Source organism: Streptomyces sp. NPDC034670 (genome assembly GCF_055574875.1).
The window spans coordinates 166869-179269 of record NZ_JBVITR010000008.1; the positions used below are offsets into that span (position 1 = coordinate 166869).

The 12401-nt window shown below is 72.8% G+C and carries 12 protein-coding genes and 2 pseudogenes; 6 read left to right on the forward strand and 8 right to left on the reverse strand.

Annotated features, from left to right (window positions below):
* Positions 1-288 precede the first annotated feature (288 nt).
* Positions 289-597, reverse strand: coding sequence for a hypothetical protein (locus ACZ56B_RS08865; RefSeq protein ID WP_468787776.1), 309 nt, complete (start codon positions 595-597; stop codon positions 289-291).
* Between the two features lie 19 nt (positions 598-616).
* Positions 617-1030 carry an SRPBCC family protein gene (locus tag ACZ56B_RS08870; protein ID WP_468787778.1) on the reverse strand — a complete coding sequence of 138 codons (414 nt, stop codon included), beginning with the start codon at positions 1028-1030 and terminating at the stop codon, positions 617-619.
* Positions 1031-1424: 394 nt separating this feature from the next.
* Here ACZ56B_RS08870 and ACZ56B_RS08875 point away from each other — a divergent pair, with 394 nt between their 5' ends.
* From ACZ56B_RS08875 to ACZ56B_RS08895, 5 genes are all read left to right on the forward strand, one after another.
* On the forward strand, positions 1425-2903 hold the full coding sequence (locus ACZ56B_RS08875) for a glutamate-cysteine ligase family protein (RefSeq protein ID WP_468787780.1): 1479 nt from the start codon (positions 1425-1427) through the stop codon (positions 2901-2903).
* Positions 2904-3033: 130 nt separating this feature from the next.
* Positions 3034-4176, forward strand: a complete 1143-nt coding sequence (locus ACZ56B_RS08880; protein WP_468787782.1) for an amidinotransferase — start codon at positions 3034-3036, stop codon at positions 4174-4176.
* A gap of 322 nt (positions 4177-4498) precedes the next feature.
* A complete protein-coding gene (gene ctaD / locus ACZ56B_RS08885) occupies positions 4499-6211 on the forward strand; it encodes an aa3-type cytochrome oxidase subunit I (RefSeq protein ID WP_468787784.1) in 1713 nt (570 codons plus the stop codon).
* Positions 6208-6582, forward strand: coding sequence for a hypothetical protein (locus ACZ56B_RS08890; protein WP_468787786.1), 375 nt, complete (start codon positions 6208-6210; stop codon positions 6580-6582). The genes ctaD and ACZ56B_RS08890 overlap by 4 nt, the downstream gene beginning before the upstream one ends.
* Before the next feature lie 577 nt (positions 6583-7159).
* Positions 7160-7897, forward strand: coding sequence for a D-Ala-D-Ala carboxypeptidase family metallohydrolase (locus ACZ56B_RS08895; RefSeq protein WP_468787788.1), 738 nt, complete (start codon positions 7160-7162; stop codon positions 7895-7897).
* 83 nt (positions 7898-7980) lie between these two features.
* Here ACZ56B_RS08895 and ACZ56B_RS08900 read toward each other — a convergent pair whose 3' ends face one another.
* The 4 genes and pseudogenes from ACZ56B_RS08900 to ACZ56B_RS08915 form a co-directional block, all read right to left on the reverse strand.
* Positions 7981-8511 (reverse strand): tellurite resistance TerB family protein, encoded by a 531-nt coding sequence (locus ACZ56B_RS08900; protein ID WP_468787833.1) that lies wholly within the window; start codon positions 8509-8511, stop codon positions 7981-7983.
* A gap of 269 nt (positions 8512-8780) precedes the next feature.
* Positions 8781-9188 (reverse strand): annotated as a pseudogene (locus ACZ56B_RS08905) (hypothetical protein); the annotation flags it as partial.
* A 59-nt stretch (positions 9189-9247) separates the two neighbouring features.
* Positions 9248-9431, reverse strand: a pseudogene (locus ACZ56B_RS08910) (ricin-type beta-trefoil lectin domain protein); the annotation flags it as partial.
* Positions 9432-9543: 112 nt separating this feature from the next.
* The gene (locus ACZ56B_RS08915; protein WP_468787790.1) at positions 9544-9900 is read right to left on the reverse strand and encodes a hypothetical protein; all 357 of its coding nucleotides are present in this window, start codon (positions 9898-9900) and stop codon (positions 9544-9546) included.
* 471 nt (positions 9901-10371) lie between these two features.
* Here ACZ56B_RS08915 and ACZ56B_RS08920 point away from each other — a divergent pair, with 471 nt between their 5' ends.
* Complete coding sequence (locus tag ACZ56B_RS08920) at positions 10372-10794, forward strand: DUF350 domain-containing protein (protein WP_468787792.1); 423 nt, start codon at positions 10372-10374, stop codon at positions 10792-10794.
* Positions 10795-10834: 40 nt separating this feature from the next.
* On the opposite strand, the gene ACZ56B_RS08925 is transcribed toward ACZ56B_RS08920, so the two are convergent.
* The gene (locus tag ACZ56B_RS08925; protein WP_468787793.1) at positions 10835-11419 is read right to left on the reverse strand and encodes a hypothetical protein; all 585 of its coding nucleotides are present in this window, start codon (positions 11417-11419) and stop codon (positions 10835-10837) included.
* Between the two features lie 213 nt (positions 11420-11632).
* Complete coding sequence (locus tag ACZ56B_RS08930; RefSeq protein ID WP_468787795.1) at positions 11633-12157, reverse strand: hypothetical protein; 525 nt, start codon at positions 12155-12157, stop codon at positions 11633-11635.
* Between the last annotated feature and the right edge of the window lie 244 nt (positions 12158-12401).

Consider the following 12401-nt stretch of genomic DNA (forward strand, 5'->3'; position numbering starts at 1 on the left):
TTTGGGGGGGGGGTGGAAGGTGTTTGTTTTTCCGGCTTCGAGGGCCGGGGCGGGAGTGTTCCGCGAGGCCCCCAGAAAAAAACGGAGGAAACTCCCCCGGCCCGGCGAGGCCGCCCCCCGCCCCCCCCCCGCGTCCCCCGGCCCCGTTCCGAGGAGAACGGGTCGGAGGAACGGGTCCGGGGGACGGGAGGACGGGGCGGGCCGGCCCGGACAGCCGCGGGGCCGTGCCGCCCCGGTGGTTCCCACCGGCCGTCCGCGCGCCGCGGCGGCCGGTGTCCGGAACGGCGTTCAGGGCCGCGGGTCGGTGCGGCGCCACCGCGGACGCGCGTCACCGCCGCGGCGTCCGGCGACGGACGCGCAGCGCGGGCACTGGCGCCGGACCCGGTCCGCCGCGCCGCCGGACTCCGGGAAGGTGTCCGGCCAGGAGACGTGCGGGAACCGGATCAGCTGCGAGCGGCTGAGGGACAGCCCGCAGACGGTCTGGTTCAGGCCCGGCTCCCAGGCGTGGACCTCACCGGAGGGCAGCCTGCGCCGGCCCTCCTCCTCGTCGGTCCACTGCCCGGAGGCGGCCACCGCGTACCGCTTCGTACGGGACATGTCGTCGTACCGGTCCGGGTCAGCCGGCCGCGTTGTCGACGCGCAGCCGCACCTGTTCCTCCAGGCGCCGGAGGCTGGTGTCCAGGGCGTCGCGGACGGCCTCCTCGCCGGGGTCGTGGCTGTCGTCGAAGAAGGACAGGTGCACCGTGACCTCGCTGGCCCCGCTGTCGATGCCGGAGACCTGGAGCCAGCCGGTGTAGTCGCCCTGGTCGCGCGTGCCCCATTCGAGCCGCATCTGCTCCCGCCGGGCGCGCAGCAGGGCGGCCGTGTCCTCGTCGAAGCGGTCCTCGTGCACGGTGACGGCGGGCAGGTCCTCGGCGTGCAGGTGCAGGGCCTCCGGAAGCCAGCTGTTCATCTGGTCGACGTTGGCCGCCTGGTCGAAGACGTGCTCCGGCGCGGCGGGCATCCTGCGTGAGTGTTCGTACTCGGTCATTGCGGTACCGCTCCTCGGTTCCTCGGTGCGGGGGTGGGACGGCGGGCGGGGCGGCCGGTGCCTCGAAGAGGCGTTTCGCGGACCGGCCGGTCCGGTGCCGGCCGGAGGGCCTCCCGCCCGGGACGGCGCGGCGGATCCGCGCCGGGACGTCCCGGGTACCCAGGACGCCGGGAGGTGATGGCACCGAACGGTGCGGCGGCACGGGCCTCCCGGCGGGCCCGGACCCGCCGCGACGGCCCCGGGGCCCGCCGAGGGGGACGGCGGACGCGCCGGGGCCGGAGCGGGGGCGCCGCGGCGCCTCACCCGCGCCGCCGTCCCGCGTGGTCGGGTCCGCCCGGTGGTGCGACGCTGGGGTGGACAAGGTGCCGAGAATCCAGGACCGGGAGGGAGACCGATGGGACGGGACGTCCCGGCGCTCACCTTCACCCGCGAGGACCGCCGCCGCTACCGGATCAAGATGCAGGCGTGCCTCGACGCGTTCGCCCAGATGCTGCGCGAGTCACGGTTCGAGTCCGAACGGCCCCAGGTGGGGCTCGAGATCGAACTGAACCTGGTCGACGACCGGGCCGAGCCCGCGATGCGCAACACCGACGCGCTCGAGGCGATCGCGGACCCGGCCTGGTCCACGGAGCTGGGCCGGTTCAACCTCGAGATCAACATCCCGCCGCGCCGTCTGACGGCGGGCGGACCCGACTCCTGGGAGTCCGAGATCCGCGACGCGCTGAACCACGCGGACCGGCGCGCCCGGTCGGTCGGCGCGCGTCTGATCATGACGGGCATCCTCCCCACCCTGCGGCAGGAGGACGTCGGCGAGGCCGCGCTGTCGGAGAACCCCCGCTACCGGCTGCTCAACGACCAGGTCTTCGCGGCGCGCGGGGAGGACCTGCACATCGAGGTGGACGGCGTCGACCGGTTGCGGACCTACGCGGACACCATCACCCCGGAGGCCGCGTGCACCAGCACGCAGTTCCACCTCCAGGTCTCCCCGGAGCAGTTCGCCGACTACTGGAACGCGGCGCAGGCGATCGCCGGGGTCCAGGTCGCCCTGGCGGCCAACTCGCCCTTCCTGTTCGGCAAGGAGCTGTGGCACGAGACCCGGATCCCGCTGTTCCAGCAAGCCACCGACACCCGCCCGCAGGAGATCAAGGTGCAGGGGGTGCGGCCCCGGGTGTGGTTCGGGGAGCGCTGGATCACCAGCGTCTTCGACCTCTTCGAGGAGAACCTGCGCTACTTCCCGGCCCTGCTCCCCCTGTGCGACGAGCAGGACCCCGCGGAGACCCTGAACCGGGGCGACGTCCCGGAGCTGGCCGAACTCACCCTGCACAACGGCACGATCTACCGCTGGAACCGCCCGGTCTACGCCATCGCCCACGACAAGCCCCACGTGCGGGTGGAGAACCGCGTGCTGCCGGCCGGCCCGACCGTCGCCGACACGCTCGCCAACGGCGCCTTCTACTACGGGCTCACCCGGGCCCTGGTGGAGGAGGACCGCCCCGTGTGGTCGCGGATGTCCTTCTCGGCCGCCGAGGACAACCTGCACACGGCGGCGCGGCACGGCATCGACGCCCGGCTGTACTGGCCCGACATGGGCGAGGTGCCGGCGGCCGAGCTGGTCCTGCGGCGGCTGCTGCCGCTGGCGCACCGCGGGCTGGAGCGCTCCGGCATGGACGAGGCCTGGCGGGAGCCGCTGCTCGGGATCATCGAGCAGCGGTGCGTCACCGGCCGCAACGGAGCCGCGTGGCAGAAGGAGACGTTCCATCACATCGACGCCACCGCCCACTGCGGCCGTCACGAGGCCCTGCGGCGGATGACGCAGCAGTACATCGACTACATGCACCTCAACGCCCCGGTCCACACCTGGCCCGTGGACTGACCCGGGACGGTCCCGGGGAACCGGCGACGGCGCTGCGCACCCCGCGCGCCGCCGATTCCCGGAACCGTTCGCATGAGTAATGATGCGACTGTACTGAGTTACTCATTTCTGCGATCGAAAGCGGTTCGGTATGGCGCTTGTGCGGAGGCCCGGTGTCACGGCGACGGCCGAGACCACTCGTCCCACGGAGTCCAGCGTTTCCCCGGTCAATTCGCACAACGAATGGGACCCGCTGGAGGAAATCATCGTCGGGCGCCTGGAAGGCGCGACGATTCCCTCGAACCACCCCGTGGTCACCTGCAACATTCCCCGGTGGGCGGCGCGCGCGCAGGGGCGCGCCGCCGGCCTGAGATATCCGCGGGTCCTGGTCGAGCGGGCGCAGCGGGAACTCGATCGGTTCATCGCCCTCCTGCGGTCCCTCGACATCACGGTCAGGCGCCCCGACCCCGTCGACCACAGACAGCGATTCGGCACTCCGGACTGGTCGTCGCGCGGATTCTGCAACAGCTGCCCGCGGGACAGCATGCTCGTCGTCGGCGACGAGATCATCGAAACGCCGATGGCCTGGCCGTGCCGGTATTTCGAGACCCATTCCTACCGCGCGATCCTCAAGGACTACTTCCGGCGCGGCGCGCGCTGGACCTCGGCGCCGAAACCACAGCTCACCGACGACCTGTTCGACGCGGACTTCTGCGTGCCCGCGGAAGGCGAGCCCATGCGCTACATCCTCACCGAGTTCGAGCCGGTGTTCGACGCGGCGGATTTCGTGCGCGCCGGACGCGATCTGTTCGTCACGCGGAGCAACGTCACCAACCGCATGGGCATCGACTGGCTGCGCCGTCATCTCGGACCCGGCTACCGCATCCACGAGATCGAGAGCCGGTGCCGCACGCCGATGCACATCGACACCACGTTCATCCCGCTCGCGCCCGGCAAGGTGCTGGTCAATCCGGAATACGTGGACGTGGACCGCCTGCCCGACGTGCTGAGTTCCTGGGACGTCCTGATCGCCCCCGAGCCCGAGCCGATCGACGACCGCCTGCTCAGGGTCACTTCCCTGTGCGGCAAGTGGCTCAGCATGAACGTTCTCATGGTCGACGAGAAAAGGGTGATCGCGGAACGGCACCACACCGGAATGCTGCGCGCGCTCGAGCGGTGGGGATTCGAACCGATCCCGTGCGACCTGTTGCACTACGCGGCGTTCGGGGGATCGTTCCACTGCGCGACGCTCGACGTCCGGCGCCGCGGCACGCTCGAATCCTATTTCGACTGAACGGGCCCCCCGGTGCCGCCGCCGTACCACGGGAGCAGTATCCTTGACGGGCGATCGAAAGCAGCACTTTTGACGGGCGGCCATGCGGTGCCGCCCCCGCGACGACATCCGAATGGCCGCGGCCCGTTCGCCCGACCGGGTGGAACATTCGACCGTTCGGCCGAAGCGCCCTCCGGACAGGGCGAGGGCTCCGAATCGGCAGGACTAGTTTCCGTGGAGTTGGTTACACGCCTCCCGTCCGAAGGCCGAGAGGCGCAGGGCGTTGGCAGCGGCTCGCCGGCGTGTCGAACTGTTGGATGAACGCTGCGGATCGAGGAAATTGATGGCGACACACACCGAACCGGTGGCTCCTGTTCCGGCAGGCGAGCGTCACGGCAGGGGACAAGTGATCATCTCCTGGCTGACGACGACGGATCACAAGAAGATCGGGAACCTTTACCTGATCACATCGTTCGCCTTCTTCCTGGTCGCCGGAGTCCTGGCGATGGTGATCCGGGCGGAGTTGGCCCGCCCGGGTCTGCAGATCCTGTCCAACGAGCAGTACAACCAGGCGTTCACCATGCACGGCGCGATCATGCTGCTGCTGTTCGCCACGCCGACGTTCACCGGCTTCGCCAACGCGATCATGCCGCTGCAGATCGGCGCCCCGGACGTCGCCTTCCCCCGGCTGAACATGCTCTCGTACTGGCTGTTCGCGCTCGGCGGTCTGATCGTCATCGCCGCCTTCCTCACTCCCGAGGGCGCGGCCGACTTCGGCTGGACGGCCTACACACCGCTGAGCGAGCAGCCCCGCAGTCCCCAGCTCGGCGCCGACCTGTGGATCATGGGGCTGGCGCTCTCCGGCTTCGGCACCATCCTGGGCTCGGTCAACTTCATCACCACCATCGTCTGCATGCGCGCCCCCGGCATGACGATGTTCCGCATGCCGATCTTCACCTGGAACGTCCTGCTCACCTCGGTGCTGGTCCTGCTCGCCTTCCCCGTCCTGGCCGCCGCCCTGCTCGCGCTGGAGGCCGACCGCCGCTTCGGCTCCCAGATCTTCTGGGCCGAGAACGGCGGACCCATCCTGTGGCAGCACCTGTTCTGGTTCTTCGGCCACCCCGAGGTCTACATCCTGGCCGTGCCCTTCTTCGGCGTCGTCAGCGAGATCATCCCCGTCTTCTCCCGCAAGCCCATCTTCGGTTACATGGGGCTGGTCGGCGCCACCATCGCCATCACCGGTCTGTCCGTGACCGTATGGGCGCACCACATGTTCGCCACCGGTGCGGTGCTGCTGCCGTTCTTCTCCTTCATGAGCTTCCTGATCGCCGTGCCGACGGGCGTGAAGTTCTTCAACTGGATCGGCACCATGTGGAAGGGGTCGCTGTCCTTCGAGCCACCGATGCTGTGGGCGATCGGCTTCCTCGTCACCTTCCTCTTCGGGGGCCTGACCGGCGTCATCCTGGCCTCGCCGCCCCTGGACTGGCACGTCCACGACAGCTACTTCGTCGTCGCCCACTTCCACTACGTGGTCTTCGGCACCGTGGTGTTCGCCATGTTCGGCGGCTTCAGCTTCTGGTGGCCGAAGATGACCGGCACCATGCTCGACGAACGTCTCGAGAAGATCCACTTCTGGAGCCTCTTCACCGGCTTCCACATGACCTTCCTCGTCCAGCACTGGCTCGGCGCCGAGGGCATGCCGCGGCGCTACGTCGACTACCTGGCCGCCGACGGCTTCACCGCCCTCAACACCTTCTCCTCCATCGGCGCGTTCCTGCTCGGCCTGTCCACGCTGCCCTTCCTGTACAACGTGTGGCAGACCGCGCAGAAGGGCGAGAAGGTCGAGGTCGACGACCCCTGGGGCTACGGACGCTCCCTGGAGTGGGCGACCTCCTGCCCGCCGCCCCGCCACAACTTCGTCACGCTGCCCCGCATCCGCTCCGAGTCGCCCGCCTTCGACCTCCACCACCCCGACGTGGCCCAGCTGGACGAGAAGGAGAACACCGGCAAACGCGACGTGATCGAGGCCGCCGGGCACGAGAGCGACAGATCGTGATCAGAGGGCGGGGCCCCCGCCCGGGGGCCGGCCAGGTCTCGGCGTTCGTCGCGGAGGTGGAGGGCCACCTCATGGCGCAGGCCCACCTCGACGAAGCGCGCCGCGAGGCCGAGGAACTGTGCGCCGAGCTGCCGTGGCTGACGTCGGACCAGGCCGACGACCTCATGCGCCGCTACACGCGGCGGCGGCTCGACTTCACCCGCCGCATGCTGCGGAGCACGGTCGAGCGCGCCGCGCAGCTGCGGCAGGAGTACGAGGCCCGGTACGCCGTGCTCCGGCGCGACCTGCTCAGGCGCCACGCCGTCTGCGCCGGTGCCGTCCTCGCCTGCGCCGGCGCACTGAGCTTCCTCACGGCCCTGCTCGCCCGCTGACCCCGTGCGGGAGGCGGCGCCGTCAGGTGCCGGCGGTCCGGGCCAGCAGGCCGCTCGCCTCCCGGTGTACCGCGCCCCAGGCCTTCGGCGGGAGGGCGGGTGCTCCGTGTCCACCAGGGCGCGGAGCACCCGCCCGGGTCCGGTGGAGCAGGGCGCGGTCCCGCTGACGACCTCGTAGCCGTCGCGGACGGCGACACCGAGGTGGTGCCGCCCGTCGTCCCCGGCGTGGACGGCGGTGGCGACGACGAGGGGCGGCGGGCCGCCCGTCTCGCGGGTCTCCTCGTGGTAACCGCTCGCCACGGGGGCGTGCCAGTGGAGACCCGGCAGGACCCGGCAGCAGGTGGCGCTTCGACACCACGTCGGCCAGGCCGGTCTCGCGGGTTCCGTCCCGCTCCGGCACGGTCGCCCGCGCGTTCAGCACCACAGCCGCGGGGGGCGCGTCCAGGGCTCACGCGTGCCCCGTGCGCGCCCGTCGGACCGCACGGGGCCTTGCGCCGGGTCGGCCGCGTACTCCATGGTTGACGCGCGTCACATGGCTCGTCGCCCAGCAACCCCACGTCCCGGAACCGGAGATCTCATGCTCGGACGCGCTGTACGACTCCTTCTCTCCATTGTCATGCTCATGACCGGTGCGGCCGTGGGGACGGTCGCCGCCGCGGGGACCGCACACGCCGACGGCTGCTACACCTGGAGCCGCACCCTGTCCCAGGGCGCCTCGGGCGCCGATGTCACCCAGCTCCAGATCCGGCTCGGGGGCTACCCGGGCTACGGCTCCGTGCTGGCCGTCGACGGCAGCTTCGGGCCGGCCACCGCGGCCGCCCTCAAGCGCTTCCAGTCCGCGTACGGCCTGACCGCGGACGGCGTGGCGGGCCCGAACACCTACAGCAAGCTGTACGCCCTCCAGGACGACGACTGCACGCCGATCCACTTCTCCTACAGCGAGCTGAACGACTGCAACTCCACCTGGTCGGGCGGCGCGGTCAGCGCCTCGACCGCCAGGGCCAACGCGCTGCGGACGATGTGGAAGCTGGAGGCCCTGCGGCACGCGCTCGGCGACCAGCCCATCCGGGTCACCAGCGGGTTCCGCTCCCACGCCTGCAACGACGCCGTGGGCGGCGCGAGCGGCAGCCGCCATCTGTACGGCGACGCGGCCGACCTCGGTGCCGGGCCGCACTCCCTGTGCACCCTGGCCAAGCAGGCCCGCCACCACGGCTTCCGCGGCATCCTCGGTCCGGGCTACCCGGGACACGACGACCACACCCACGTCGACCACCGCGGCAGCCAGTACTGGTCCGCGCCGACCTGCGGCGTCTGAGCCCGCGTCCGCCGCGCGGCCGCGGCGGGCCCCGTCCGCCGGAGCAGGTGCCCGCCCGGGGCGGGCGGGCACCCCTGTCCGCGTCAGACGCCGAACTCCGCCGGCGAGATGCCGAGCGCCGCGCAGGCGTCCCGGACGGCGTACTGCTCGGACGCCTCGAAACTGCCGTCGGCACCGGCGACGACGATGCCGGTCTGGACGACGGCCCGGGCCTCGACCGGTTTCTTCGCCGCCTTGGCGATGTCCTCCAGCGCCCGTGCCCTGCCCTGCTCGAAGTCGGCCGCGAGCCGGTCCAGGTGCTCGTTGAACCGCTTGCGGAGCTGGTCCGCCGGGAAGTTCTGCAGCACCTCGTTGGTGACGATCAGTTCCTCCACGCGCTGCCGCTCCGACGGCTCCACGTGTCCGTCGGCCGCGGCGACCAGCGCGCACATCGCCATGCTGGCGTCCCGGTAGGCACCGCTCTTGAGTTCGGTCCTGGCCGAGGCGAGCTGCGACTTCAGCAGCCCGATCAGCTGGGCTCTGGAACCGCCGGAGGACGAGCCGTGGCCGCGTCCACCGCCCTGTCCCTGCTGGAGCGTCCTGGCCTGGTCCTTGAGCCGGTCCCACATCGCCACTGGTGCCACCTCGGCTTCCGTCGCCGTCCGTCCGGGTCCCGATGACCGGTCCCGGTCCTTCCCGTCCGTTCGGTCAACGGACGCGGCCGCGGGGGCGTTCCCCTCTCGGGAGATCTTCGCCGTGCGGGCGCGCGCCGGGACGGCGCCGGGCGGCCTCAGCCACTGCGTGGTCCCCGCGACCGCGGGGTGGCGGTCCGGGCGCGGGCGCCCGGGGCTCGGGCCTCGGCACGCTCCGGCGCCGCGGCCGTCCCGGCCCGGCCGCGGGCCGGGGCGGGCCCGGTGGCGCGCCGTTCGCACCGCAGCGCCACGCCCGTCGCGACGGCGCCGAGGCCCTCCCAGACACCGACGCCGAGGAACGCCTCCGGTGCCCTGCCGCCGATCACCGCGGCCGTGAACACGGCGCACGTCAGCAGCCTGAAGGGCACCGTCCAGCGGAAGAAGGCCCGCCAGTCGGCGAGCGCCGCCAGCACGTAGTACACGCCCATGTTGAGCGCCGCCATCGACGACGCCGTCACGAAGGCCGACGTGTGGTCACCGCTCCCCCGTGCGCCGGGAGTCGCGAGGCCGAGCATCGACAGCTGCGCGGACGGCGAGACGAGGCCCACCGCGCCGAGGGCGGCGGCGAGCACGCCGAAGACGGCCACGGTCCAGCCCGAGGCCGAGCGGGGGAAGCGCACGCAGTGATCGTAGCGACGGCCGGGGCGACCGCAAGGCCCTTGCCGGGAGCGGCCGTCGCTCAGCCCACCGTCCACTTCTGGTTCGCGCCGCCCGTGCAGGTCCAGATCCGCGGGCGGGTGGCGTCGGCGGAACTGTCGCCGGTCACGTCCAGGCACTTGTCGGCCCTGCGGGCCGACGATGTCGCGCGCGGCGGTGACGACCCACTTCCGGGCGGCGGAGCCGTTGCCGTCCCGGAGCTGGACGGTGGGGGGTGAGGTGTCGTCCCTCGATTCGAGGAGTGGCGCAAGGGGGCGTCAATCCCCTGGTACGGACCAGGAGTCCGCGGCACGCCTCCCCGGGTTCCCGGGCGTCCGTTCAGGCCGTGCTGCCCCAGGAGGTCCGGTGCGCGCAGCCGGGGTCGTGTTCGGTCGCGCACGACGTCCACCAGCGCTCGCAGCACGCGGCCTCCACCTCCGCCCGGGCGAGCGCCGCGACCGCCGCGTCGCGCCACGCCGCCCGGCGGCCCTCCCGTTCCCGCAGGACGGCGACGGCGCGTCGTTCGTCGGCGATGACGGTCTCCCGGACGACCCCCACGACCGGGGCGAGGGCGGCGACGGCCATGGCGAGGGTGGTCCAGACCGGGACGGTGCCCCAGGTCCGGACGGTGCAGAAGGAGAGCCAGAGGGCGACGGCGACGTAGAGGACGGTGAGCGTGCGGCTTCCTCTGCTCATGGCGGTTCTCCTTCTCGGTCCCGCGGGGATCGTGCCGACCGGGCCGCCGCCGCGTCCCGGCGGCTCCGCCCGGACTTCTGGTGCCCCCGATGAGTGCCGCCATGACTCCGGGGGACGACGCGCCGTCGGCGTGGCCGGACCCCGTGGCCGCGGCGGCCGTCGCGGCCGCTCCCCCGCGCCCCGGGCGGCCGGGGCCCGCGGCGCCGTCCGGTCCGCCGTCCACGGGCCGGCCCGCCGCCGGCGACGACGGCCCGCTCCTCCGGCCGGCCCCCGGGGGCGCCCCGCGCTTCGTGGCCCGTGCGGACGGCGCCGGCGGGAGGGCGCGGTCACGGTCGCGGTCCCCTCCGCTCGGTCCCCCGGTGCGCGGAACGGGCGACCGCACCAGCCGGGGACCGAACGGATGCGCTACATTTTGCTCGCCCTTGACCGCGATCACCCACGATCCCACACGCCACGGAGCCGGCACTTCCCATGAGCGACATCGTCAACGGACTCGGCCGGGCCACCGCCTACGGCGCACTCGGTCTGGTTCTGCTGGTCCTCGGCATCGTCCTGGTCGACCTCCTGACGCCCGGAAAGCTCGGCCGGCAGATCTGGGAGGAGCGCAACCGCAACGCCGCCGTGGTGCTCAGCTCCTCGCTGCTCGGCGTCGGCGGGATCGTGTTCACGTCCATCTGGACGACGTACGAGGACTTCGGCAAGGGGCTCGTGTCGACCGCGGTGTTCGGGCTGCTGGGGCTGGTGATGATGGCCCTGGCGTTCCTGGTGGTGGACCTCGTCACGCCGGGACGCCTGGGCGCGACGCTGGTGGAGCCGGAGCCCCACCCCGCCGTCTGGGTGACGGCGTCCTGCAACATCGCGGTGTCCGCCGTCGTCTCGGCGTCCATCTCCTGACCCGGCCCGGCCGCCGCCCCGGCGGCGGTCCTCCGCGCGGTCAGCCCGAGACGACGCGCAGGAGCGCCGTGCCGTCCTCCCCGGTCACCGCCCGGACGACCACGGCGCCGGGCACGGCACCGGGCGGCCGGGCGCCGACCGGGCCGCAGGAGGTGTGGGAGCCGCTGCCGCGCAGGACGGTGACACACCCCTGTCCGGGGCCGTCCGCCCCGGTCCGGGAGTGGCCGCCGCCCGACTTCACCGTGTACTCGATCCGGTGCGGGCCGACTTCGGTCACGGACAGCTCCACATCGCCGGAGGGTCCTTCGAAGCGGAGGGTGACCGGTCCGGACACCGCGATCTCGCAGTTCCCGTCCGCGCAGGCACCGGCGTCGTGCCCGTCCGCCGCCGGTACCGGGGGCTCGGCCGAGGCGGTGCGGCCGTCGGGCGGACGTTCCGGGGAGGGTCGCGCGGAGCTCGACCACGGCGCCCGCGCCTCGCCGTCGGGGGACGCTCCGGCCCGCCCGTCCGGGCCGTCGCAGCCGGTCGCCGCCACGGCGGCCAGCAGCACCAGGGCCGCTGCCGCCCCGGCCCGGTGACGGGTGCGCGCCCTTCGTGTCGTGTCCGGCGGTGCGGTCGCCGTCATGCTGCCCCCGTGCGTGGTCCGGTGCGTCGTCCGGCGACCAGCCTTCCCCCGCGCCGCGGCGCCCACTCCCCCGGGGCGCGGCGTTCACTCCCGCGGCGGCTCAGGGGCTGTCGCGGGTGAGGGGGCGCGGTGCGGGCGCCGCCCGGAGCGCCGGGGCCGCCCCCGGCCGTGCCGGTGCCGGTGGGGTCCGGGGCCCCGCGCCGCCCGTTCGGGTCACGCCGCGTGCCTGCGCTCTCTCGCCACGCGTATCGACACGGGGGGCTGGACGCGGTCGGCCGGGCTGACCCGGTACGTCGTCCGGTTGGGGTCCACGACGGGCTCCCCGAGCACGATCCGCCCCGCCTCGTACAGTTCGTCGCACTCGGCGGTGGGCAGGGCCGCGTAGCAGCCCCCCATGCCGGTGGTGGAGTCGAGCGGGCGCCAGTAGCTGTACCTGCGGCGGCCGTTCGCGTACACGGTGACGTAGGTGGGGGTGCGGGGGTCGGCCACGATGCGCAGCACGTCGACGCGGTCGGTGCCGAGCGGGGCGCGCGACCGGGAGGGGGCGGTCCGGAGCGCGGTCGCCGGCGGTTCCCCGCAGGCCCGGCTCCTCGGGGTGCCGGGCGGCCCGGCGGCCGTGGCGGCCCTCGTGCCGGGCCCGGTGGCGAACGTGCCCGGCTCGGCGGCCGCCCGGGGGCGTCGGCGGCGCGCGGTCGGAAGGACGACGAGGGCGTTTGCCTGGTCGACGGTGGAGAGCATCAGCAGTACCTTTCCGGAGCCGGGACTCGAGACCGTCTACCCAGCGGGGCGCCGGTGTTGATCTCTTTTTCCGATCATTGTGCAACCCCACACCGACAACGTCACGACGACACGGCCGAGTAAGCCACCAGCGAAAGATCATTCTTTTCTCTCCTTCCCTGCTCCACAAGCGAGTTGGCGTCCGGGGCGGTCCCTGGGGGGCGGCCCGGGCGCCGGGTGGAGCGGTCGGAGCGAAGAAGTCAGA